Consider the following 25,026-nt stretch of genomic DNA (forward strand, 5'->3'; position numbering starts at 1 on the left):
ATATGTCAAGTAAAACCTTTTTTTGTATAGATGCACACACATGCGGCAACCCGGTCAGACTGGTGGCCGGCGGCGGCCCCAATCTGAAAGGGGCAACCATGAGCGAAAAAAGACAGCATTTCCTGAAAGAATTTGACTGGATCAGGCAGGGGTTAATGTTTGAGCCGCGTGGTCATGATATGATGTCGGGCAGCATACTTTATCCTCCCCATGATCCCGAAAATGATATTGCTGTCCTCTTTATTGAGACAAGCGGATGTTTACCGATGTGCGGGCATGGTACGATCGGAACGATCACTATCGCTATTGAGGAAGGGCTGATTATTCCGAAAATTCCGGGGATAGTTAAAATGGAAGCTCCCGCAGGTCTGGTACATATTGAATACCAGCAGGAGAACAATAAAGTGTCTTCGGTAAAACTTACCAATGTACCCTCCTATCTGGATTCGGAAGGTTTGGAGGTAGCATGCCCTGATCTGGGCATGCTGACTTTTGATGTGGCATACGGTGGTAATTTTTATGCCATCATTGATCCTCAGCCAAATTTTAAGGGAATTGATCATTATGCAGCTGATCAGCTGATCTCCTGGAGCAGGGAGATCCGTAAGCAGATCAATTCATTATACAGTTTTGTACATCCTGATAATCCTACAATAAAGGGTTGTACGCATGTGCTCTGGGCGGGTGAAACCAAATCATCACTGGCTACTGCGCGTAATGCCGTTTTTTATGGCGATAAAGCTATTGACAGATCGCCCTGCGGAACGGGCACCTCGGCCCGTATGGCACAATGGTTCGCCAAAGGCAAATTAAAGAAGGGAGATGTCTTTATCCATGAAAGTATCATAGGAAGTACATTCACGGGCAGGGTGGAAGAGTTGGTTGACCTCCATGGCCGCACTGCGATTATCCCCAGTATTGAGGGATGGGCAAAGGTATATGGTTACAATACGATTAAAATTGATGATGATGATCCGTATGCCAGGGGTTTTCAGGTACTGTAAAATTATTCATGAGATCATAAATTATATCAATAATGGCTAAAGCAATTGTTATAGGTGCTGGAATTATCGGATTAAGTTCTGCTTATTATCTCCGTCAGGCCGGTTGGGAGGTGACTGTACTGGAAAAAGGCAATCTCAGTGATAATTGTTCGTTTGGTAATGCCGGGATGATCGTTCCAAGTCATTTTGTTCCCCTGGCAGCTCCGGGCATGCTGGAAAAGGGAATAAAGTGGATGTTCAATAGCCGGAGCCCTTTTTATGTAAGGCCTTCGCTTAATCCGGCCCTGCTGAGCTGGGGACTAAAGTTTATGAAGAGCGCAAACCAGCAGCAGGCCGCAAAGGCTGCAGTACCATTACGTGATATCTCTTTGCTGAGCAAGGAGCTTTATGCTGATCTTACAGCTAAAATTGGCGACTTCGGCTTGTCCAATAACGGAATCCTGATGTTGTATAAAACAGAAAAGGTTGAGGAAGAAGAACTGCATACCGCTGAGCAGGCAAGGGCACTGGGCCTGGATGCAGTTTCGTTATCCGCTGCTGAAGCCAGGCAACTGCAGCCCGGTTTGGAGCTCAATGTAAAAGGCGCAGTTCATTACCGTTGTGATGCCCATCTTAATCCAAACCTGCTCCTGGCACTTTTGCAAAGGAACCTGCTGGAGAGCGGTGTGGAAATTCTTAAGAACGCGGAAGTGACAAAGATGGTACATGAGAAAGGTAAAATTACCTTGCTTGTTGCTGCGGGGCAGGAATATGCGGCAGATCATTACGTACTGGCCACTGGCTCCTGGTCGCCCGAAATTGCAAAACGGGCAGGGTTTAAAATCCCGCTGATGCCTGGTAAAGGATATTCTTTTATGGTTGAGAACACACAAAAGAATATGCATATCGCTGCGCTGCTTTGTGAAGCGAAGGTATCAGTGACGCCTATGGGCGGAAAGATACGCTTTGGGGGTACGATGGAGATCGATGCAATCAATGACCGTATTCATATAAATAGAGTGAAAGGAATTGTAGAATCTATCCCTGCCTACCTTCCCGGTTTTCAGCCGGATCTGCCTGAGAAAAAAGATATCTGGTTTGGCTTCAGGCCCTGCTCTCCGGACGGGTTGCCTTATCTGGGCAACAGTAAGGCCCTGCATAATTTGACTGTCGCCACCGGGCACGGCATGATGGGAATAAGTCTCGGTCCTGCTACAGGAATGCTGCTGAGCGAACTGGTGAATGGAACACCACCTTCCATGGATATTCAACCGTTTTCGCCAGACAGATATAGCTAATATATTATATATCAGTGTTTTTTAGATTTTTTGTTTTGACGACCCTTAAGTTTTTTGTATATTTTGATGATGAAAGTACTCCCCTTTACTATACCGGCTTCTCATGACAAGACAATCATGGTTCAGACTGAGGATATGCCTCATTTCTATACGCATTTGCACCGTCATAAAGAAATACAGCTAACCTGGATACAGGAAGGGGAGGGTACACTGGTTGCAGGAATGAATATGCATTTGTTTCATGCCAGGGAAATCTACCTTTTTGGAGCTAATATGCCTCATGTATTTAAAAGTGATCCTGAATATTTTTCTGGCGACAGCACGAAGAAGATACGCACAGTTACTGTGTTTTTTAATCCGACGGATAAGCTGGCCGCTTTATTCGATTTACCTGAGATGAGAAACGTACAGCATTTTCTGGATGCATATAACTGTGGCTTTAAGGTTCCCCCTCAACTGTTTTCGGATGTGTCAGGCAGGTTAACAGGCCTGCTGAATTCTGATGGCATAGATCAGTTGATGCAGTTTTTACAGTTGCTAAAAGCATTGAGCGACGTAAAAGGTCTCGAACCATTAACAGTAGATACCTTTCCTAAATCCATCAATGATAACGAAGGGATGCGTGTGGCCTCCATTTATAATTATATCATTCAGAATTACAATAAGGATCTTACTTTAGAGGAAGTGGCAGAACAGGCATTTATGACACCGCATGCTTTCTGTCGTTATTTTAAAAAACATACCCGTTATACCCTGGTCAGTTTTCTGAATAAAGTGCGCATCAATGAAGCCTGCAAACAGCTGATGAGCGGCTCTCATAATGGAATTGCCTCGATAGCTTATGGCTGCGGGTTTAACAGTATTGCCAACTTCAACAGGGTATTTAAATCGATAACCGGCAAAAGCCCACGAAATTACAAAGAACAATATTAATGACATTGGTTAATATCGGTCAATGATTGATTAAATATGGAATACTTTTCGGATCGTATTCGGGTATTTTTGAGTTCAGCAAACCAATTTAATCTAATGGAAGAACAAAAAACTTCATTTAAGCCATCTCTAGGGCTAATCGATGCAACAATGCTTGTTGCGGGGAGTATGATCGGCTCCGGAATCTTCATCGTAAGTGCAGATATTGTACGGAACGTAGGGAGTTCAGGATGGATGATCCTGGTTTGGGTGATCACCGGTTTCATGACACTTGCAGCAGCCCTAAGTTACGGAGAGCTGAGTGCCATGTTCCCTAAAGCAGGAGGACAGTATGTTTATCTCAAAGAAGCATATAATCCTTTAGTCAGTTTCCTTTACGGATGGAGCTTTTTTACAGTAATCCAGACGGCAACTATTGCCGCTGTGGGAGTGGCGTTTGCAAAATTTACCGCTTATATCTTTCCAATTTTCAGTGAAGATCTCGTATTAGTGGATCTCGGTGCCGTCACTATTTCTCCTGCCCAGCTGCTCTCCGTTTGTGTAATTGTTTTTCTTACGTATCTCAATACCCGGGGGGTGAAAAGCGGGAAGATGATCCAGACCACCTTTACCATCGTAAAAATATTAAGTCTTGGCGGCCTGATCATTTTTGGGTTCTGGGCATTGAAAACAGAGGTCTGGAAGGCCAATTGGACTAATACGCTGGATATACATAAATTATTGCCTTCCGGGGTTAAAGGAAGTGAATATACATTTATTCCTGCATTGGGTGCGGTTGCTGCGGCAATGGTAGGTTCTATTTTCAGCAGTGATTCCTGGAATAATATAACCTTTATAGCGGGTGAGGTAAAGAATCCGAAACGTAATATTGGTCTTAGCTTAGCGCTGGGCACTTTCGTTGTGACTATCATTTATGTGACTACGAATGTAATGTATACCGGCGTACTCACTTTACCTGAGATTGCCGGAGCAGATAAAGATCGTGTAGCGGTAGCAGCCAGTCATGTGATCTTTGGGGCAAGTGGTACTGTGATCATTGCTGTCATGATCATGATCTCTACTTTCGGTTGTAACAATGGACTGATCATGTCGGGCGCCAGGGTGTACTACTCCATGGCAACTGACGGGCTGTTCTTTAAGAAAGCGGCGAGCCTCAATACGAATGCTGTTCCGGGTTTTGCGCTTTGGGTACAGTGCCTTATTGCCTGTTTATGGTGTTTTAGTGGTCGCTATGGCGATTTACTGGATATGATCTCCTTTGTTGTGGTAGGCTTTTATATACTGACGATCTGCGGAATATTTATCCTGCGCAGGAAACGTCCGGATGCAGACAGACCTTACAAAGCTATTGGTTATCCTATTCTGCCAATTATCTATATCCTGATGGGACTTGCTTTTTGTTTACTGCTGATTGTCTATAAACCGAAGTTTACATGGCCGGGCCTGATTATTACCGTTATCGGTATTCCGGTCTATTATCTGATTAAAGGAAAGTCTGCTAAAAATGAATAACTGCTAGCTTACACTTATTATTGTTTCCACCCTCAGTGTTGCAGGTCTGCAGCAATATGTGATAAAAAATATTCTCTTTTGTTGTATTGCCTGGTTTTTTTTGATTAACACATCGTTAATTGTCGATAAAAGCCAGGCAATTTCTTTTTTTAGCTGAAAATCTGTGCTAATTTATGATGTTTACCTTTATTATGGTTATATATTATCAATTAATGTGATTATCGTATTTTATAATCTATATATATTATAATTTTTAAATCTTATTTGTTATATGTGAATATTTATTATCTGATTTTTAGGTATTAAATATTATAATAGGCTAAAATATGATATATAGTTGGTAAAAAATGTAAAATTCAGCCTCGAATTCTAGGTAAATTAGATTGTTTTCCTTCTGATAATCTATCCGATCACAATTTAATGCGCTTATCCTAAACCTTTATTATAGTACTTTAATTCAAACCGCTGAAATATGAAAAAAATACTACTCTTTTTACTGTTTTTTGCCTTTGCCAAGGCAGAAGCGCAAACTAAACTGATCACCGGAACCGTCAAAGACACAGGAGGAGCAATCCCCGGTGTTTCCATCGTGCTGGAAGGAACGGGGACTGCAACACAGACTGACAAGGACGGAAAGTTCAGGATTCAGGCTGCGCCCGGGACTACCCTGATTGTAACCTCTATAGGTTACTCAACTGTAAGGATGCCAGTTACCACAGGTTCCGTTTACAACATCAATTTGGTAAATGAAGAAAATAAGCTGAATGAAGTTGTTGTTACCGCACTGGGAATTTCAAGACAGAAAAAATCACTGGGTTATGCCAGCCAGGAACTCTCCGGCGAAAGCCTGAACCAGGTGCCTACTTCCAATATTACCAATAGCTTATCCGGAAAAGCAGCCGGTGTACAGGTACAAAGGAACAACAACTTTGGTGGATCAACGAACATTGTGATCCGGGGTAATACCTCTTTGACCGGAAATAACCAGGCTCTGTTTGTGGTGGATGGTGTACCTGTCAGCAACTCTACCTTTAATTCTGCTGACCAGCAGGGTGCCGGCGGAGGATATGATTTCGGAAACCTTGCCTCGGATATTAACCCCGACGATGTGGAATCTATGAACGTACTGAAAGGCGCAGCTGCTACTGCCCTTTACGGATCGCGCGCAGCCAATGGAGCTATCATTATTACCATGAAAAAAGGAGCTGGAAAAGGAAAGCCTGTGATAGAACTGAGCTCAGGAGTTACTATTGGTGTAATAGATAAATCTACCTGGCCTAAGTTTCAGCAGGAATATGGCAGTGGTTATGAAAAAATATATGGGCCAAACAGGGATCAGTTCTTTAATTCGCAGGATGTGAACGGAGATGGTGTACTTGACCTTGTACCTGCCTTTAATGCTTATGGTTCATTCGGAGCGGCCTATGATCCTTCACTTTTGGTATATCAGTGGAATGCCTTTGATCCTGCCCTGGCTACCTACCATGTGGCAACCCCCTGGGTAGCGCCTAAGAATGGCCCTGATGCATTTTTTGAAACACCTGTGACCAATACAAACAGCATTTCCATGGCCGGCAGTACAGATAACGGTGGAAACTATCGCTTTTCTTATACCAATGTGAACCAAAAAGGGCTATTGCCTAACAGTGATATCAAGAGAAATAACTTTTCTATGAGCAACACCTTTAAGATCAATGACCGTCTGACGGTAAACGGCAGTGGTAATTTCTCTAAAGCAGACGTAGTCGGAAGAAACCTTACAGGTAATGAATCGGGTTCTGGTGGTGGAAATTATTCCGCCATTGTACGCCAGTGGTGGCAAAACAATGTGGATCTCGGACAGCTGAAGGATGCTTATTTTTCAACAGGAAGAAATATTACCAATTTCATCGGTGGAACGATAGATAACCCTTACTGGACCCGGTATGAAAATTATGAATCTGATACCCGTACACGTTTTTATGGTAACCTGGGTTTGAAATATAAACTTACAGACTGGTTAACTGCGGATGGCCGCGTTTCTGTTGATACATACTCGTATTTACAGGAAGACCGTACGAATACCGGCACGACTGGCCAGGTTGGCCGTTACACCAGGCAGGATATTGATTTTATGGAATCAAACTATGACCTGATGTTAAACTTCAACAAAAACATTACAAAAAAACTGAACATCAGTGGCGTAGTAGGAACAAATATCCGTAGAAATGACCTGAGAACAGTATTTATGGAAACTAACGGCGGCTTGATCGTTCCCGGTCTGTTCTCCGTTTCCAATTCTGTCAGCGCACCGGCGGCCCCTATTGAGGTTGCTGAAAAACTGGGCGTGGATGGAATATACGGATTGGTTTCCCTGGGTTATAATGATACTTACTTCCTGGATGTAACAGGAAGAAGTGACCATGCTTCTACTTTACCGGAAAATAACAGCACGTTTTTCTACCCGTCTGTAGCAGCGAGTTTCATCTTTTCTAATTTGCTGAAAAGTGATTTCATCAATTTTGGTAAGTTAAGACTGAACTATGCTGAAGTAGGAAGTAGTGCCCCGGCAAACAGGTTGACCGATATCCTGCAAAAACCAACCCCTTTCGGATCGGTCCCGTTATATGCGGTAAATACAACGAAGAACAACGCCAGTCTTTTGCCTGAATCTACCCAGAGTTATGAGGCAGGGCTGGAAATGTCATTCCTGAAAAGAAGACTGGGACTTGATGTCTCGGTTTATAAAACGAATACCAAAGATCAGATCATCCCGGTTGAGGTATCTTCAACAACGGGTTATACCTCCAAGTATGTAAATGCTGGAGAAGTACAAAATAAAGGTGTGGAGGTTGTCCTCTCCGGAACACCGGTTACCAGTAAAGACTTTAGCTGGGATGTGAAGGTGAACTGGGCAAAAAATAAGAATACTGTAGTATCACTGTTTGAGGGGGTGGACAACCTTCAGCTGGGTTCATTCAGGGGTACGGTTACGCTGAATGCCACGGTAGGTGAGGCTTACGGAACCTTAAAAGGGGCTGATTTTATTTATCTGAATGGAAAACGCGTGATTAACCAGACCACCGGAGAGTACGCAAAAACCTCGACGTTTAACAATGTGATTGGGGATGTAAATCCGGATTGGAAAGGCGGCGTCAGCAACAGTTTCAGGTATAAGAACTTAAGCCTGAGCTTCCTGATTGATATGCAGAAGGGCGGAGATATTTTCTCCAGTGATATGGCCCAGGGTTACCGTTCCGGATTGTACGAAAATACTGTCGGACTGAATGACCTTGGTAACCCGGTAAGAAACTCTCTCGCTGATGGAGGAGGTATCATCCTTGGAGGTGTTGCTCCCGACGGATCTCCAAATGCGGTGAGAACAAGGATGGACACCTATAACAATGCTCTTGGTATTGTGAAAGGCCCGCAGGCACTTTACATTTATGATGCAACTTATGTGAAGCTGAGAGAGGTGGCCATTACTTATAAAGTAAATGCAAGCTTCCTGAAAAAAATAAGGGTGCGCGGGCTCAGCATTTCTGCTGTGGGATCCAACTTATGGATCATACATAAAAACCTGCCCTATGCCGATCCTGAATCGGGTTTAAGTGCCGGTAATATCCAGGGATACCAGTTAGGCCCACTGCCTACAACAAGGGATTTTGGGTTAAATGTTAAACTTCAATTTTAAATAGCATGAAAAGAATTATCATCATATTGTCTTTAATCGCAGTTCTTACTTCCTGCTCTAAAGACCTGGAAAAACTAAATGTGAATGTTAAAGATGCTACGGCAGCAGGAGGCGAAACCTTCTTTGCCTATGCAGAAAAGGAAATGGCAGGTGCAATGTCGGACCTTACTTATGGTAGCTCAGGAACGCCCTGGACGATATGCAGGTTCTTTGCACAACAGATCTCCGCTAATACCTATAATGAGGGCTCAAACTATTTTGCCCAGTTCAACTGGACCAGCGTTTATATGAATGTGCTGAAAAACCTGGATGAAAGCAAAAGAAACATTGAAGCAGTTAGCCCGCTCACCGATGCTGCAACCAAACAGAAGCAAAATCAGCTCGCTATTATTGAGATCATGAATGTGTATACCTATACAAGACTGGTGGAGTCATTTGGGAACATTCCTTATACACAGGCCCTTGTTATTGATAATGTGCTGCCTAAATATGAGGATCAGAAAGAGGTATATACTGACTTGATCAGCCGCCTGAACGCGGCGATCGCTAAACTGGATATCTCAGGAACCAGCTTTGGTACTTCGGATCTGATCTATAGCGGGTCGGTAACCAACTGGAGAAGTTTCGCCAATTCCATGAAACTTCAGATGGGGATGCGGATCATTGATGCCCTGCCGGAGCTGGGTACGACAACCATTCAGGCTGCTATCCCCGGTGTGTTTACTGCTAATACGCAAAATGCTAAACTTACTTATCTCACCGCGCAGCCAAACACCAACCCACTATGGGTAGATTTAGCGGTAGGTAACCGTCAGGATTTTGTTGCTGCTGCACCACTGGTAGACCAGATGAACGCAGTTGCTGATCCAAGAAGGGCAGTTTATTTCACCACAGTGGCAGGTGCCTTTGTAGGCGCACCTTACGGACTGCCTGTTGAATATAGCCGTTATTCGCATTTTGGTGATTTGTTTTATACGCCAACAGTACCTTCTATCCTGCTGGATTATGCTACTGTTGAATTTTTGCTGGCCGAAGCCGTAGAACGCGGAATACCGGGTGCAACAGGCACTGCAGAACAACATTACAATGCAGCGGTCACAGCTTCCTTCAATTACTATGGTGTAAGCGGAATAGATACTTACCTCAGATTGCCCCAAGTGGCTTACCAAACCGCAGCGGGGCCATGGAAAAGGAAAATCGGTATACAAAAATGGATTGCACTCTATAACCAGGGATATGAAGCATGGACAGAATACCGCAGGCTGGATTATCCGGAGTTAAAGGCTCCGGTGGCGGCATTTATCAATGTGGTTCCAAAGAGATTGCTTTATCCTACTTCGGAACAAACGTTAAATACTGCAAACTGGGCTGCGGCTTCCTCTGCGATTGGAGGAGACCTGATGACCACAAAACTTTTTTGGGATATCAATTAACCAGGCTGTATCATGAGGTACCTCTGTATATTCTTCTTTATCGGCATGCTCACGGGAAAACTTAGTGCACAGGTTGCAGGCGGATTAACCGTGGATAAAATTATGCAGAACGAAAAATGGATGGGAGTTGTCCCCGGGCAGGTTCAGTGGAACCCGGACAGTAAGGCAGTTAGTTTTAGCTGGAACCCGGATGGCCAGGATCATCCATTGGTTTACCGGGTTCCAGCCGGAGGCCATCAGCCTGTAAGGACTTCGGAACCAGCTGCTGTGCTGCAGAAAAAACAAATAAGTTATTCCCGGGACCGTTCAAAAGTAATTTATGAATGCGCAGGTGATATTGTATTGGCAGACCTGAAAAAAGGAAACGAAACGAAGGTTACGCAAACAACAGAGCAGGAGAGCAACCCTGTGTTCAGTAAAGATGAAAGTGAAATCATTTTTCGCAGAAATAATAACCTGTACAGTTTTTCTGTTTCTGGTGGGGCAGTAAGGCAACTGACGAATTTCAGGCAGGCGAAAGATGCTGCTGAATCGCTTACCGGTCAGGCCAGATGGCTCAGGGAAAAGCAGCAGCAAACTTTTGCTATAGTACGTTCCCGTGCAGCCGAGCGTGCCTGGCAGCAAAAACAGGAAGGCAAAGGTTATCCCAAAACATTCAATATTGATAACCAGGGTACTGTTGCGGACATGAGCATTGGCCCGGATATGCGTTTTGTAGCGTTTACCACTGAACAGGCTGTTCCCCAAAACAGGAATATCATTGTGCCTGATTATGTGACAGGCTCCGGATATACAGAAGATATCGCCGGCAGAACGAAAGTTGGCAGTACAGCGGGCATGGCTAAAAGTTATATCTATGACAGGCAAAGGGATACTATCTGGCAGATCTCAATGGCAACACTTCCGGGTATAAAGGATTTGCCGGGATACCTGAAAGAATATCCTGTCCGTTATCAGGAACTTCAGACAAAAAATGAAGACCGGAAGGTGAGGGTTACAGGATTTTACTGGAACACCGGAGGTACAATGGCAATAGTTAATATCATGTCTGATGACCATAAGGACCGCTGGATCATGAAGCTGGATCCTTTAAACGGGTCTGTCACCCTGCTTGACAGGCAGCATGATGATGCCTGGGTTGCCGGTCCGGGTATAGGTCGCGGAGTGCTCATGGGTTGGGTAAATGCTGAAACTTTCTACTACCAGAGTGAGCGGAGCGGATATTCACACGTGTATACGGTGAATGTAAACGATACCACTGCAAAAAAACAGATCACCTCCGGGAAGTATGAGGTGCAAACATTGCAGCTGTCGAATGACCACCGGAATTTTTATTTCAGCGCGAATATCAAACATCCCGGTATCGTTCATTTTTACCGGGTTGCGGTGAGCGGCGGGAATCCTGTGCAGCTGACTTCAACAGACGGTGGAAATGAGACCTTCCTTTCGCCGGATGAAAAGTGGCTCGCTGTGCGTCATTCCTATATCAACAAACCCTGGGAACTTTACCTGCAAAAGAATGAGCCGAATGCTACGCCTGTACAGGTCACAAAGTCTACCACTGCGGAATTTGATGCCTACCCATGGAAGATACCTGAAACGATTACCTATAAAAACAGGAACGGGACCGATGTGTATGCCCAGGTGTTTAAGTCTGCCAATGCAAAAGGCAAAGGGCCTGCTGTCGTATTTGTGCATTCCAATGGTTACCTGCAAAATGTCCATTACGGATGGAGCTATCATTATAAGGAATATATGTTCAACAACTTATTGGCAGACCGCGGTTATACCGTGATCAATATTGATTATACCGCCAGCTCAGGTTATGGAAGGGATTTCAGGACGGGAATCTACCGTCATATGGGCGGTCTGGATATGACAGATCTTTCTGATGGCGCAAAACTGCTGGTAGACAAATACAATGTTGATCCGGCACGTATCGGACTTTACGGAGGTTCATACGGTGGCTTCCTCACCTTAATGGCCATGTTTACGCAGTCGGATATTTTCAAATCCGGCGCTGCACTCCGTTCGGTTACTGACTGGTCTAATTACAACCAGGGTTATACTTCCGGCATCCTGAATGAACCGGTAAATGACGAAAAAGCTTACCGTCAAAGCTCAGCCCTGTTTTTTGCTGCAGGGCTAAAAGGCAACCTGTTAATGACTCACGGGATAGTAGATATCAATGTCAACTTTCAGGACATTGTACTCCTGACCCAAAAGCTGATTGAGCTGAAAAAGGACAATTGGGAACTGGCTGTTTATCCATTGGAAAGCCATGATTTTGTGGATGAAGTAAGCTGGACTGATCAATACAAACGTATTTTAAAACTATTTAATGGCCTTTAATTGAGGCCCGGACTACCAATTTTCAAATAAATTATGATTACAAATCATTTAAATCTTTTAACATGAAACGACAAATTACTTTCTATTTATTGATGTTTACAGTGTTCACACTGCAGGCAAAGGCTAATGGGATCAAGATCAATCCCGATTCTTCTGTCACAACCAGGCATGTGGTAACGATCAAAGGGAAACCAGTGGCGTTTAAAGCGACTACCGGAACGCAGCCTGTATGGGATAAGAACAATAAAATAATAGCCAGTGTATTTTACACCTACTATAGACGTACTGATGTGGCAGACAGCGCCACCAGGCCCCTGGTGATCTCTTTTAACGGAGGTCCGGGTGCCGGTGCGCTTTGGATGCGCCTGGGATATACAGGCCCGCACCGTATTAAAGTAGATAAAGAAGGTTTTCCTATCCAGCCATACGGGATCGAAGACAATCCCTATTCGCTGCTTGATGTTGCAGATATTGTATATGTAGAACCTGTGAATACCGGTTTTTCCAGAGCTTATGGAGGAACACCGGATTCAACGTTCTTTGGCGTAAACAAAGACCTGAGATATCTTGCGCGCTGGATCAGTACCTTCGTAACCCGGAAGAACAGATGGGTATCCCCGAAATTCCTTGTCGGAGAAAGTTATGGTACTACCCGTGTTGCCGGTCTCGCCTATGAGCTGCAACAGGAACACTGGATGTATATCAACGGAGTTGTACTCGTCTCGCCCACAAACCTCGGCATCAGAAGAGATGGCCCTGTAGAATATGCAAATCACGTTCCATATTACGCAGCAGCAGCCTGGTTCCATAAAGTGCTCCCTCCGGAATATCAGCAAAAGGAATTGGAAGCCTTTCTGCCCGAAGTGGAAGAGTTTACTATCAATGAACTGATCCCGGCATTAACCAGGGGAGGATTTCTTGATGAAGCTACCAAGAAAAGAGTTGCTGCCAAGATGGCTAAGTATACCGGGCTCTCTGAGAAAGCCGTCCTTCAAAATAACCTCGCGGTGCCGGCTAATTACTTCTGGAAAGAACTGTTGAGGGATAAAGGTTATACGATCGGCCGTCTGGATTCCCGTTACCTTGGTGTAGACAGGGACGATGCGGGAGGAAGGCCCGATTATTCCCCTGAGAATACTACATGGCAGCACCTTTTCACTCCAGCCAATAACTATTATTATACCAATTATCTCAAATACCATACAGATCTGGAGTACTTCGTAGCTGGTCATACCAGAGGGTGGACACGTGAAGGGTCAGATATTGAACAAACAGGAGAAAACCTGAGACAGGCAATGGCGATGAACCCTTTTATGCACCTGCTGGTACAGTCAGGATACTATGATGGTGCCTGTGATTATTTTAATGCAAAGTACAATATGTGGCAGCTGGATCCAAGCGGCAAACTGAAAGGCCGTATGGACTGGAAAGGATACCGCAGCGGGCACATGATGTACCTCAGGTATGAAGACCTCATCAAAGCGAATGAAGACCTTCGTGAATTTATCCAGAAAGCTATACCTGAAAAAGGACAGGCTGCAAAATACCAGGTAGGTAAATAAATAATCACCATTAACTATTATTAGATGAAAGCCACATTAAGATTCCTGTTTATCATTAGCTGTAGCCTATGGCAGCTCAGTGCAGCACATGCACAACCTAAGAAAGCGCCCGACCGTAAAGATGGTGATGGCCCCTGGGAGCAACTCATCATAAGGGGTGTTATCGTTATTGACGGTACCTTGTCCCCGCCATACGGGCCTGTAGATATTGTAGTAGAGAAGAACAGGATTGCCGGTATTTATAAGTTCGGTAATCCGGGTTCGCCTCCTGATCCAAAACTCAGGCCTGTTTTAAAGGCTGGCGGAAAAGAGTTAAATGCGGAAGGTATGTATCTGATGCCGGGCTTTGTTGATAACCATGTCCATATCGGCGGTGGTGATAAAGTGTCTGATGCAGAATATGTTTATAAGTTATATATGGCCCATGGCGTGACCACAATTGTGGAAGCGGGAAGTATGAATGGGGTAGACTGGGTGCTGGATCAGAAACGCAAAAGTGCCCGGAACCTGATCACCGCACCAAGGATCAAACAGTATACCCGTTTTGGGATGGGGAGCAAAACACCGATCTCTACCGTTGAACAGGCACGTGAGTGGGTGCGTAATAACGCGAAAATGGGTTCCGATGGGATCAAATTCTTTGGAGAAACACCTGCAATCATGACAGCTGCGCTGGATGAGAATAAGAAAATGGGATTACGCTCTAAAATGCACCACTCCCAGACCTATGTAGGAAGCTGGAATGTGCTGAACAGTGCAAGAGCGGGGCTGACCGCCATGGAACACTGGTACGGACTCCCTGAAGCATTGTTTACAGATCGTACTGTCCAGAATTACTCTCTCGATTATAACTATATGAATGAGCAAGACCGTTTTGGCGAGGCCGGCCTGCTCTGGAAACAGGCTGCTGCGCCATTTTCAAAGAAATGGAATGATGTAATGGATGAATTGCTGAAACTTGATTTTACTCTTTCTCCAACGATGATCGCTTATTTGTCTAACCGGAACCTGATGGCCCAGAGACGCGCGGAGTGGCATGAAGAATATACCCTGCCATCACTCTGGAATTACTACCAGCCCAACAGAAATGCACATGGCTCGTACTGGTTTAGCTGGGGCACAGAGCAGGAAGTACAATGGAAAGAGAATTTCCGCCTGTGGATGACCTTTATCAATGAATATAAAAACAGAGGTGGCCGGGTTACTGTTGGAACCGATGCCGGATTTATCTTCAACCTGTATGGTTTTGCCTATACTCAGGAAATGGAACTGCTTCGTGAGGCGGGCTTCCATCCGCTGGAGATCATAAAGGCAGCGACAATGAACGGTGCAGAAGCAATTGGGGAAGAAAAAAATATCGGGAGCATAGAGATAGGTAAACTTGCGGATTTTGTCATTGCCAAAGAAAATCCGCTGGTGAATCTCCAGTCTTTACTGGGAACCGGTGTGATTAAAGTAATGCCGAATAATGATGTTGAACGTGTTGGGGGTGTTTCGTATACCATTAAAGACGGGATCGTCTATGATGCTAAAAAACTGCTGGAAGATGTAAGGAAAATGGTGGCTGATCAGAAAAAAGCCAATCCAACCTTTAAATTACTACAGCCGGGGCTATACCTGCATGAAGAACATTAATACAGGTTTTAATAAACAACAAAGGCTGATCATCGCAGCCTTTGTTGTTTATTAAATTTGAGTCAAATTCACCATAAATTTCCATTAATGTGGACTTGGATTTTGTCCAACGAGGATATTCGGATCTGCGATAGCGTTCAGGTTATATACAATATTCCCTTTTCTGATGGTCATTTCTGTTTCCAGCCTGTTTTTGCCTTCAATCTTGCCATCCCTGGCGTAAAATCCGAACTTGCCTTCTCTCAGGTTAAATATAGCGATATCCGCAACCGAACCAACGGATAGGTTTCCCAGCTCCTCGCGTTTGATTTCTTTCGCAGGATTCCAGGTGCTCGCTGCAATTACGTCTTTAAAAGGCATACCCATTGCCATAAATAAAGACATGATATTTGGCATACTCTTCATCGGGCCGTTCATACTGCCGGTGTGTAAATCTGTACTGATAGAATTAGGGAAAAATCCGCTCTTGAATGCAGGTGTTGCCTGTGAGAAGAGGAAACTTGCGCCGCCAAAACCGACGTCAAAGATAATTCCTCTTTTTCGTGCTTTAAGTACGAAGGCTTTTAAGTTGTTTGTTTTCGGATCTACTATAGGTTCTCTTCCGTTATCAGAGGTTACGCCTACTTCAGGATTCCCGCCGAAGGCATGTGTATAGATATCTCCCGGCCTGAGTTTTACATTAAATAATGAATCGAGGGGTAAAAAAGGTTTGGCCCCGCCAAAATCAACCATTACACGGATATTTGCCAGTCGCGCTGCTTCAACTGCCCGGTCTGTCGGCGTCCATGTATGCCCGCTGAAATGGGCAAGTTTTACGCCTACAACGATTTCCGGGTATTTTTTTGCCATTTCCGCGGTCTTCTGCGCATCCATTTCTTCGATATTGTTCTCAAAACGGCCACCTGCCATACCTTCACCTACTATATTCAGCATGGCGAGCACCCTGGTCTGCGACCTGTCAATCGTCTGTTTTTTAAAAGTCTCAAAAGTTTTCCATCCTGAAGATCCTGCATCAACTACGGTGGTTACACCTGCCGGGAAAGTAAAGCCGTCAGCCGGTAAAGCATTCGGACCGTTTCTGTAGGTGCCTTCTAAGTCTGTGCCCCAGAAAAAGTGTACATGCAGGTCAATCAGTCCGGGAGTGACATATAATCCCTTTGCGTTTACCACCTGTCTGCCTTGTTTCGGATCAATGTTTTTGGCCAGCATGACAATCTTGCCATCGTTGATCGCCACATCCATTAATTCATCGATTTTGTTCTTCGGATCGATCACATGACCTCCCTTTATTACCACACTATATGTATAGGTAGTTTGTGCGCTAACTGTATTCATCAGCAGCAATACCAGGGAAAAGAGGGTGAATTTAATTTTATACATGGTCTTAAGTTTTAGTTTTTCTCTATTTAAGATGAAATAATAGAAATTATTTGGGATTATTGCATTTATAACAGGAATGATATTAAATGGATCGCCAGAAAACGGGTTCTTTATAAATTAGTACTTCCAAAAGATGTATCATTATTATTTATTTCATAATTCTAATACCTGTAAGAATAAATAATTATCATATTCGTTATTTGCTGGCAATATGATTGATGATCACATAATAAAAGCGAGTAATCGTTGGCTATTTGATGAATATAAAAACTAAATATTTTAATTTTTATATTTTTTATTGAAAAAAAGTAATACTTTTATAATATCAGCTCTCATTGTAATAGACCTTGCTGTATTTTATAGATAAAATGGCATTGAATATTTCATCTTAGTGTTAAAATGACACTTTGAATTTGAGGAATTGAATTATCAACTTAAACTAAATATATAAATATGGAAACCAATAGCAGTTAGATCCCCCTGGATCGGACGGTTATGTGCGCTTAATCCCAATACAGCGTAACCATCAACCTTCTCCGAATTCTTAAATCACAAAACTTAATAGCCACTCACCAAAAACCCAGAGTATGAAAAATTTTTTACATGAAAAATGTAATGATGCCTGCGTATACCTCTATGAAAATTATTCTAAAGAGAAAATCAGGACAATAATATCTTCAAAACCATCACGAGTGATCAAATTTACTGGTCTAATGGTTTTAGCCACTACGTTACAGGTAGCTGCGGCACCTGCTAATAAATTATCCTCATTTAATATCACTAAACCATTTAATGAAAGCGCGCTTGCATTAAATAGCTTTACTAATCCTCCGGTAGTAATTACTGGTAAGGTAACGGATGCAAAACGCGCCCCGCTGCCGGGTGTAAGTGTAAAATTGAAGGGTTCAACTGTTGGAACTACTACAGATGCCAATGGTAACTACTCTATCAGTGCACCAGACATCTCTACCCTGATCTTTTCCTCCATAGGATTTGCAACCCAGGAAGTTGATGTAAACAGAAGAACATCTATCAATGTTACTTTAGCTGAAGACTCAAAAGGTTTAAGTGAAGTTGTAGTAACAGCCTTCGGTGTGAAAAGAGCAAGAAGAGGATTGGTATATTCCAGTTCTGAAGTTGCAGGTTCATCACTAACTGAAGCCCGTGAGAACAACGTAGCAAGCTCACTTACCGGTAAAATTGCCGGTGTGGATGCCAGCCAGATCTCATCCGGACCAGGTGGTTCAAGCCGCGTGGTCATCAGGGGAGCAGGAGCGATTAACCCGAATGCAAACAATCAGCCTTTATATGTAGTTAACGGATTACCGATCAACTCTGGAAACAGCGGTGCAGGTACAAACACTACTGGTCTGAACGTTGACCGTGGTGACGGTATTTCCAGCATTAACCCTGATGATATCGAGACGATCACTGTACTGAAAAGTGGTGCAGCAGCAGCACTTTATGGTAGCCAGGCAGCAAATGGTGTGATTTTGATCACTACCAAATCCGGTAAAGCCCAAAAAGGTATCGGTGTTGAATACAGTTCAAACATTGTGTATGGTAGTCCTTCAGCTTATCCGAATTTCCAGGAAGAATATGGATCGGGTATAGACGGTGTGAAACCAGCAACTCAGGCAGCAGCATTAAGCGCAGGCCGTTTATCATTCGGAGCTAAAGTAGACGGATCTAACGTGATTCAGTTTGACGGCGTATCACGTCCGTACAGCGCAACAGGTGTAAAAAACAACATCAATAACTTTTATAACCTGAGCCGCGACTGGACAAACACTGTAGCTTTTTCAGGTGGTAGCGAAGCGTTGAATTTCAGGTTATCAGTTTCAGACCTGAGTTCAAAAGCACAAACACCAAATTCAACTTACAACAGAAAAACAGTAAATTTAAGCACCAGGGCTAATATGGGTAAAAACAACCTGATTAACCTGGAGTCTACAATTCAATACAATATAGAAGACGCAAAAAACAGACCGGGTGTTGGTTATGCAGAGCGTAACTCAAGCTGGGGTACTTACCTGCTCGGAAATACAGTTGACGTTAGAAATTTAGCCGGTCCTAACGGAAACGGTACTGACGCACTTGGAAACGAAATCCAATGGAACCCGGTTCCGGCGGCATCAAATCCTTACTTCGTAGCTTACAGCACTGGTAACAGTGATAAAACACAACGTTTGATTGCTAACGGTAGTATCCGCATTAACCTGCTGGAGAATTTGTTCATTAAAGGTACTGTTGCAAGGGACTTTGCTTATACTGACCTGCAGGATTATGTTCCGATTGGTACGGCTTATACGCCACTTGGGTACCTAAACACAGGACAGCGCCAGAATGACCGTACCAATTTTAACGCAATGATGAACTACAATACCACGTTCCTCAAAGACTTTAAAGTGAATGCAATGGTTGGTGCCAACCGTGAAAGACTGTCAGACTTAAATACAAACCTTGGAGGTGTAAATTTCCAGGTGCCTAACTTTATCCACATCAGTAACCTTGCTACCATCAATCCCAATACTGATCTTGCTCCTTACAGAAACAGGGGTACTTCTGGTACAAATTCCGTGTTCGGATCAGCAGATTTTGACTACAAAGGCATTGTATATTTGTCATTCACAGGAAGGGAAGATACTTTCTCTACCTTACAGGCCGGAAACAACTCCATCTTCTACCCATCAGTAGGATCGAGTGTAATTATGTCTGACATTGTTAAATTACCTGAAGTGATCAGTTTCTTAAAACTGCGCGGTTCATGGGCTAAAGTGGGTAGCAATACTGTAACCCCGGGCCAGATCAACAGAACTTATAGCTTCGGAACATCGTTTAACGGTGTGCCGGTACAAAACAATACCAATACACTGATTGACTTCGGTATCCGCCCATTGAGTATCTATACTACAGAGGGTGGTTTTGAAGTACGTTTCCTTAAAAACAGACTGAGCTTTGACGCAACTTATTACAGCCGCGTCACAAAAGATGATCAGCTGGCACCAACAATCTCACCAACTTCAGGTTTTATTGCAGGTTTTACCAACGTAGGTAAAGTAACCAACAGAGGTATTGAGATCTTACTGAGCGGTACTGTTGTTCAGTCGAAAGATTTCAGCTGGAATGTTAGCCTTCCTTTCGCTTACAACCAAAGTAAAATCGTAGAACTTGCTCCGGGTTTAACAACTATCGAAGTAGGAACAGGTATTTCAAACCAGGTAAGGGTACTGAATGCAGTAGGTCTTCCATATGGTACTGTCCGCGGATGGGGCTTACTTAAAGATGCCAACGGCAATCAGGTTTATAACAAAACAAGTGGTTATGAAGTACGTGTAGAGAAAGATCTTGGCGTTGCAAATCCACCATGGACAATAGGTCTGGGTAACGATTTCAAATACAAAAAGTTCTCCCTGAATGTACTGTTTGACGCTAAATTTGGCGCTGTGGCTTATAACAACATGTGGTTATACGCTTCAAGGTTCGGTTTGACAAAAGAAACTTTACCAGGCAGGGACACTGGTGTTCAGTTAACTGGTGTTGACCAGACTGGTGCACCATTCAGCAAACTGTGGGGTGTTGCAGATGTGGATAACTACTACAACAACTTAGGTAATACCATCTCAGAAATCTCGACTTTCAGTACTGATTTCGTGAAACTTCGCCAGGTGATTCTGAACTATACTATCCCTTCCCTGAAGCTGAATAAAATCGGGATACAATCAGCAACGATTGGTATTGTAGGACGTAACCTCGCTATCCTTTACAGAGATAAAAGAACCAAAGCAGCAGGACTTGATCCTGAAATGCAGCAATCCGTTGGAAATGCTACAGGTACTGCCGGTGCTGGTGAACCCAGAACACGTACCATTGGTTTGAACCTAAATGTTAAATTCTAACTATTAGATCGATAGAAGATGAAAAAGAAATTTATAAAAAGTATTTGTCTCTTAGCCGCTGCAGTGATCGCATTAATGCCATCATGCAGTAAAGACAAACTTGCCGAATTAAATGCACCTCAAAATGCAGTTGGATTTATTATCCCTGAAAATATTTTTACCAATGTGATCTTAAACATGCCAAGAAGTAATTACGCTGTAATTGGCGGTGGTATGCAATATTTTTCTACTTATAAAGAAGTACCTGCTGTAGGGGATAAATATTACAGCTTCAATGGTGCAACTGTTGATTTTGGTACTGCTACTACCGGTTTTTACACCAATAACCTCAACAGGCTGTATGTGCTTGACAACGCACTGACTGCTGCTGATGTGAATAAAAAAGCTATTGTACGTATCCTGAAAGTATACACCTACCACCAGCTGACAGATGTTGCAGGTGATGTACCTTACTTTGATGCCCTGAAAGGGGAGTCTGGTTTACTGAGCCCGAAATATGATACCCAACAGGCTATTTACATGGACATGCTGAAAGAACTTAAAGAATCAGCAGAGTTATTAAATGCGGCCAACCCTACTTTCACTACAGGAGACCTTTTCTACAAAGGGGATATCAGCAAATGGAAGAAATTTGCTTATACGCTGATGCTGAGACTGGGAATGCGTTTATCGGAAGTAAGTCCGGCAGATGCACAAACCTGGGTTCAAACCGCAATTGCAGGTGGTGTAATGACATCTGATGCAGATATTGCGAAGATTATTTATGCCAATACAACGGGTAATATCAATGCAAAAACACAAGGCCTGGTGAATGGTGATTACGCCAGTCCGGGTGGTGATAACGTAGAGGGCGGTAAATATGCTGCTACCTTTATTGACAGGATGAAGACTACTAATGATCCGCGTTTACCTGTGGTTTCAGTAGTTTGGCAGCCTTCAGGTGCAACTTATAGCGCAAACAATACCCCGGCTGTACAAAGAGGTATGGTGAGTGCAAGCCTGAATACACGTCCGACAGATTTTGACACCTATTCTGAGCCGTCTCAGCTGGTACTGAACCTTGCTGCCCCAATCATTATTATGGGCCCTGCTGAAGCCAATTTATTGCTGGCAGAAGCTGCCCTGAGGGGATGGTCTACAGGTACAAGTGCTGCAACAGCATATAACAACGGTGTACGTTCAGGTATGACTCAATGGGCTTTATGGCCAACTGTAGGGGTAAGCTCAGGTGTGATTACCACTGCACAGATCGATGCTTACCTTTTGGCTAATCCATATGTTGCAACTGCAAGCACTGAAGCACAAATGGAGCAGATCAATACCCAAAAATGGTTATCTATGTTTGGTGATGACTACGAAGTATATGCCAACTGGAGACGTACAGGTTACCCGCGTTTGAAAAAGGTAAACTATACAGGAAACGTAACAGGTGGATTTATGTTCCGTCGCTTCGCACTTCCGATCTCAGAAAAACTGGTGAATGCTGACAATTACCTTGCAGCACTGAGCAGACAGGGATTCTCAGAGTCGACCGATGACAACTTACTCACCAAAGTATGGTGGGATAAAAAACCAGGATTACCTTTTAACTTTAACTAATTCATAGCTTCTAACATGGGGACAGGGATCATTTCCTGTCCCCATTTTGGTTTAACCATCTTTTTAATTCTTTACATATGAAACGCAGAGATCTTATAAAATACCTGTCAGTTGCACCGCTTGTAGGTGGTGTTGTCGGAGCAGGTATTCCATTTTTATCAGCAAATGCAGCTGTTAGTACTGCCGCAAAACGTGATCTGATCAAAGAGTTAGGTTTACGTACCTTTATCAATGCAGCTGGTACCTATACTACACATACGGCTTCATTAATGCATGAAGACGTTCTCGAAGCAATTAACGGTTCATCCACCCATTTTATCATGATTGGTGACATTCAGGATAAAGTGGGAGAGAAGATCGCCGCGCTGTGTCATGCAGAATCTGCAATGGTTACCGCAGGATGCTGGTCGGCCTTAGTACTGGGAACAGCCGGTGTACTTACCGGAACTGACCTTAAGAAAATTGCACAGCTGCCCAACCTTGACGGTTTCCAGAAAACACAGATGATTGTGCAGAAAGCTCATAATATCGCTTATGTCCATGCACCAACAAATACGGGCATCGAGGTTGTAGAAGTTGAAACGGCCGAAGACCTTGAAAAAGCGATCAATGAAAAAACGGCCATGATGTGGTTCCTGAACCTGGCTTCAAACGAGGGCAAGATCAAACATGAGGAATGGATTGCCATTGCGAAAAAACATAAGATCCCTACAATGATCGATATCGCAGCAGATATCCCTCCTGTACAAAACCTCTGGAAATTCAATGACCTTGGTTTCGACCTCGTATGTGTATCAGGCGGTAAAGCTATCCGTGGCCCTCAGAGTGCAGGTATCCTGATGGGAAAAGCTGACCTGATTAAAGCCGCCCGTTTAAATGCCCCTCCTTTCGGTAACAACATCGGCCGCGGGATGAAGGTGAATAAAGAAGAGATCCTGGGGATGTATGCCGCTCTGGACCATTATATGAAACTGGATCATGACAAAGAATGGAAAGACTGGGAAGCAAGGGTAGCCGTAATTGAAACGGCAGTAAAAAGCGTTGCAGGCGTTACTACAACCGTTACTGTTCCCCCTATCGCAAACCATAACCCGCTTTTGAATATCGCATGGGATACCACTAAGGTGAAGATGACCAGTGATGACCTGGCTCTTGAATTGCGGAACGGCAGTCCGTCCATTGAGATCATGAAATTTAGCCCCAACAGTATCAATATCACTGTGTTTATGTTAAAACCTGGGGAAGATAAAATTGTTGCCAAACGTGTTCAGGAGGAACTGAGTAAGGCAAGTTAGTCTGAAAGGAATGCACAGGGAATAAAATAAACAGGACGACAGGCATTGCCTGCCGTCTTTATTAATTATTCCAAAGGATTTTTTGGCCAGTGCCCCAATTCAAAAAGGGCTTCAATTTCTACCGGAATGTTATCTGGTAAAGAGCCGAACCCAACTGCACTCCTTACGCCGATCCCGTTTTCTTTTCCCCATACCTTGGCGAAAAGCTCACTGCAGCCATTGATGATATACGGGTGTTTCTCAAATTCCGGCACGCAGTTGACCATTCCGAGTACTTTTATCACACGCTTCACTTTATCAAGGCTCCCAAGGTGAGTTTTGATGGTGGAAAGAATGGTTAAGCCTACCTGCTGGGCCGCAAGTTTACCCTGTTCCATATCTATGTCTTTGCCTATCCTTCCTTTAATCAGCTGTTTATCGTTCTGTACCGGTCCGTGACCGGAAATGTACAGGTATTTACCATCGATCAGGTATGGAGTGTAAACACCTATAGGCGTAGGAGCAGGAGGTAATTGTAAACCGGTTTTAGCAAAGTTTTCTTCGGGAGTTGAATTTTCCATTTATCGGGGATTAGTGTTTTTATCTAAAATACTAAGTTTTTAGATAAAAAATGCCATTTTAAGGGTGTGAAGAGTAAATAAGATGATTGCGTTGCTGCAGGTCAATCAGACGTTAGAGATACCAGGACCCGCAGCAGAACGTTATTGAAATACAAAGACATCTGAATCCTATTGAACCGGCAATTATTTATAAGCATTCTTCTCTTTATCTCCTTTGAATCGTCAGGACAGATCGTTCTGACGGATCAGCCCATTCCCCTGAAACCGGAAGGATTTTACATCTCCGGGGTGACTGATGTAAGAAGTGATAAAAATGGGATAGGGCAGATCCTGGTGGCAATCAATCACTATATTCGTCATAACCTGCATAAGGATCAGTCACTGAGCCCGGTGCTGATCAGTATTAAAGAACTTAATATCCTGGAAACCGGAAAAACAGACCAGACTATTGATGGTCGGCTTAAATTGGGCTTATCGTTTAGTCTCCAAAAGGATTATGGCGCTGAGCACCTCGTTGACTATCAGGCTGGTTTACATTATACAAGAGCTGATCATCTGCAGGCCGCATTGGACGAATATCTGAGGACTATCTTTAATAACGGGCTTGTATATTTTAATAACTGGATGAAAGACAATGCCGGTACCAACCGGAAGCTGGCGAAAGGTGTGGACATCAGTTTTACAGACTATACAGAAAAAACTGAGGGTGACACGATATACTATTCGGCTAAAAGGCCCTTAACCTGGGCTGATTTCCAATCCACTTCGCAGCCGCCCGGCAGATTTGGCGCACAGGTAATACCCGGGATCGGTTATACCCAGCAGGTAATACTGAAACCAGGCATGGTCTCGATAAATCTGCACAGGCAGAATGGAACAACCATATTGACAAAGAGCTGGAAGTAATCAGTG

Annotated in this window: 15 protein-coding genes; 13 read left to right on the forward strand and 2 right to left on the reverse strand. The window is 43.7% G+C overall.

Annotation, left to right across the window (positions count from 1 at the left end; all coding sequences use genetic code 11):
• Positions 1–2: 2 nt before the first annotated feature.
• The 9 genes from BLW16_RS17430 (at position 3) to BLW16_RS17470 (ending at position 15,381) form a co-directional block, all read left to right on the forward strand.
• Positions 3–1,004: a 4-hydroxyproline epimerase gene (locus tag BLW16_RS17430; protein ID WP_090558990.1), complete on the forward strand. Its 1,002-nt coding sequence runs from the start codon at positions 3–5 to the stop codon at positions 1,002–1,004.
• 32 nt (positions 1,005–1,036) lie between these two features.
• Positions 1,037–2,281: an NAD(P)/FAD-dependent oxidoreductase gene (locus BLW16_RS17435; protein ID WP_090558992.1), complete on the forward strand. Its 1,245-nt coding sequence runs from the start codon at positions 1,037–1,039 to the stop codon at positions 2,279–2,281.
• 66 nt (positions 2,282–2,347) lie between these two features.
• Complete coding sequence (locus BLW16_RS17440) at positions 2,348–3,214, forward strand: AraC family transcriptional regulator (RefSeq protein WP_245735361.1); 867 nt, start codon at positions 2,348–2,350, stop codon at positions 3,212–3,214.
• A gap of 96 nt (positions 3,215–3,310) precedes the next feature.
• The gene (locus BLW16_RS17445) at positions 3,311–4,726 is read left to right on the forward strand and encodes an APC family permease (protein WP_090558994.1); all 1,416 of its coding nucleotides are present in this window, start codon (positions 3,311–3,313) and stop codon (positions 4,724–4,726) included.
• 472 nt (positions 4,727–5,198) lie between these two features.
• Complete coding sequence (locus BLW16_RS17450) at positions 5,199–8,399, forward strand: SusC/RagA family TonB-linked outer membrane protein (RefSeq protein ID WP_090558996.1); 3,201 nt, start codon at positions 5,199–5,201, stop codon at positions 8,397–8,399.
• A gap of 5 nt (positions 8,400–8,404) precedes the next feature.
• Positions 8,405–9,832 (forward strand): SusD/RagB family nutrient-binding outer membrane lipoprotein, encoded by a 1,428-nt coding sequence (locus tag BLW16_RS17455; protein ID WP_090558998.1) that lies wholly within the window; start codon positions 8,405–8,407, stop codon positions 9,830–9,832.
• 12 nt (positions 9,833–9,844) lie between these two features.
• On the forward strand, positions 9,845–12,184 hold the full coding sequence (locus BLW16_RS17460) for a S9 family peptidase (RefSeq protein WP_090559000.1): 2,340 nt from the start codon (positions 9,845–9,847) through the stop codon (positions 12,182–12,184).
• Positions 12,185–12,246: 62 nt separating this feature from the next.
• A complete protein-coding gene (locus tag BLW16_RS17465; RefSeq protein WP_090559001.1) occupies positions 12,247–13,746 on the forward strand; it encodes a S10 family peptidase in 1,500 nt (499 codons plus the stop codon).
• A 24-nt stretch (positions 13,747–13,770) separates the two neighbouring features.
• On the forward strand, positions 13,771–15,381 hold the full coding sequence (locus BLW16_RS17470; protein WP_090559003.1) for an amidohydrolase family protein: 1,611 nt from the start codon (positions 13,771–13,773) through the stop codon (positions 15,379–15,381).
• A gap of 84 nt (positions 15,382–15,465) precedes the next feature.
• On the opposite strand, the gene BLW16_RS17475 is transcribed toward BLW16_RS17470, so the two are convergent.
• Complete coding sequence (locus BLW16_RS17475) at positions 15,466–16,761, reverse strand: amidohydrolase/deacetylase family metallohydrolase (RefSeq protein WP_090559005.1); 1,296 nt, start codon at positions 16,759–16,761, stop codon at positions 15,466–15,468.
• Positions 16,762–17,348: 587 nt separating this feature from the next.
• On the opposite strand from BLW16_RS17475, the gene BLW16_RS17480 reads away from it, so the two are divergent.
• The 3 genes from BLW16_RS17480 to BLW16_RS17490 all read left to right on the forward strand — a co-directional run bounded on the left by BLW16_RS17480 (position 17,349) and on the right by BLW16_RS17490 (position 23,554).
• The gene (locus BLW16_RS17480) at positions 17,349–20,660 is read left to right on the forward strand and encodes a SusC/RagA family TonB-linked outer membrane protein (RefSeq protein WP_090559007.1); all 3,312 of its coding nucleotides are present in this window, start codon (positions 17,349–17,351) and stop codon (positions 20,658–20,660) included.
• An 18-nt stretch (positions 20,661–20,678) separates the two neighbouring features.
• A complete protein-coding gene (locus BLW16_RS17485; protein WP_090559009.1) occupies positions 20,679–22,259 on the forward strand; it encodes a SusD/RagB family nutrient-binding outer membrane lipoprotein in 1,581 nt (526 codons plus the stop codon).
• Between the two features lie 77 nt (positions 22,260–22,336).
• Positions 22,337–23,554 (forward strand): PLP-dependent transferase, encoded by a 1,218-nt coding sequence (locus BLW16_RS17490; protein ID WP_090559011.1) that lies wholly within the window; start codon positions 22,337–22,339, stop codon positions 23,552–23,554.
• Positions 23,555–23,619: 65 nt separating this feature from the next.
• Here the strand turns inward: BLW16_RS17490 and BLW16_RS17495 are convergent, their stop codons facing one another.
• Positions 23,620–24,114, reverse strand: coding sequence for a RidA family protein (locus BLW16_RS17495; protein ID WP_090559013.1), 495 nt, complete (start codon positions 24,112–24,114; stop codon positions 23,620–23,622).
• Positions 24,115–24,285: 171 nt separating this feature from the next.
• On the opposite strand from BLW16_RS17495, the gene BLW16_RS17500 reads away from it, so the two are divergent.
• On the forward strand, positions 24,286–25,020 hold the full coding sequence (locus BLW16_RS17500) for a hypothetical protein (protein ID WP_090559014.1): 735 nt from the start codon (positions 24,286–24,288) through the stop codon (positions 25,018–25,020).
• The last annotated feature ends 6 nt before the right edge of the window (positions 25,021–25,026 follow it).

It is taken from the genome of Pedobacter hartonius, assembly GCF_900107535.1.
Taxonomy (GTDB): domain Bacteria; phylum Bacteroidota; class Bacteroidia; order Sphingobacteriales; family Sphingobacteriaceae; genus Pedobacter; species Pedobacter hartonius.

Bases quoted from the DNA above. Each gene is read 5' to 3' on its own strand.
- BLW16_RS17430 (WP_090558990.1), top strand. From the start codon at position 3: ATGTCAAGTAAAACCTTTTTTTGTATAGATGCACACACATGCGGCAAC.
- BLW16_RS17435 (WP_090558992.1), top strand. From the start codon at position 1,037: ATGGCTAAAGCAATTGTTATAGGTGCTGGAATTATCGGATTAAGTTCT.
- BLW16_RS17440 (WP_245735361.1), top strand. From the start codon at position 2,348: ATGATGAAAGTACTCCCCTTTACTATACCGGCTTCTCATGACAAGACA.
- BLW16_RS17445 (WP_090558994.1), top strand. From the start codon at position 3,311: ATGGAAGAACAAAAAACTTCATTTAAGCCATCTCTAGGGCTAATCGAT.
- BLW16_RS17450 (WP_090558996.1), top strand. From the start codon at position 5,199: ATGAAAAAAATACTACTCTTTTTACTGTTTTTTGCCTTTGCCAAGGCA.
- BLW16_RS17455 (WP_090558998.1), top strand. From the start codon at position 8,405: ATGAAAAGAATTATCATCATATTGTCTTTAATCGCAGTTCTTACTTCC.
- BLW16_RS17460 (WP_090559000.1), top strand. From the start codon at position 9,845: ATGAGGTACCTCTGTATATTCTTCTTTATCGGCATGCTCACGGGAAAA.
- BLW16_RS17465 (WP_090559001.1), top strand. From the start codon at position 12,247: ATGAAACGACAAATTACTTTCTATTTATTGATGTTTACAGTGTTCACA.
- BLW16_RS17470 (WP_090559003.1), top strand. From the start codon at position 13,771: ATGAAAGCCACATTAAGATTCCTGTTTATCATTAGCTGTAGCCTATGG.
- BLW16_RS17475 (WP_090559005.1), bottom strand. From the start codon at position 16,761: ATGTATAAAATTAAATTCACCCTCTTTTCCCTGGTATTGCTGCTGATG.
- BLW16_RS17480 (WP_090559007.1), top strand. From the start codon at position 17,349: ATGAAAAATTTTTTACATGAAAAATGTAATGATGCCTGCGTATACCTC.
- BLW16_RS17485 (WP_090559009.1), top strand. From the start codon at position 20,679: ATGAAAAAGAAATTTATAAAAAGTATTTGTCTCTTAGCCGCTGCAGTG.
- BLW16_RS17490 (WP_090559011.1), top strand. From the start codon at position 22,337: ATGAAACGCAGAGATCTTATAAAATACCTGTCAGTTGCACCGCTTGTA.
- BLW16_RS17495 (WP_090559013.1), bottom strand. From the start codon at position 24,114: ATGGAAAATTCAACTCCCGAAGAAAACTTTGCTAAAACCGGTTTACAA.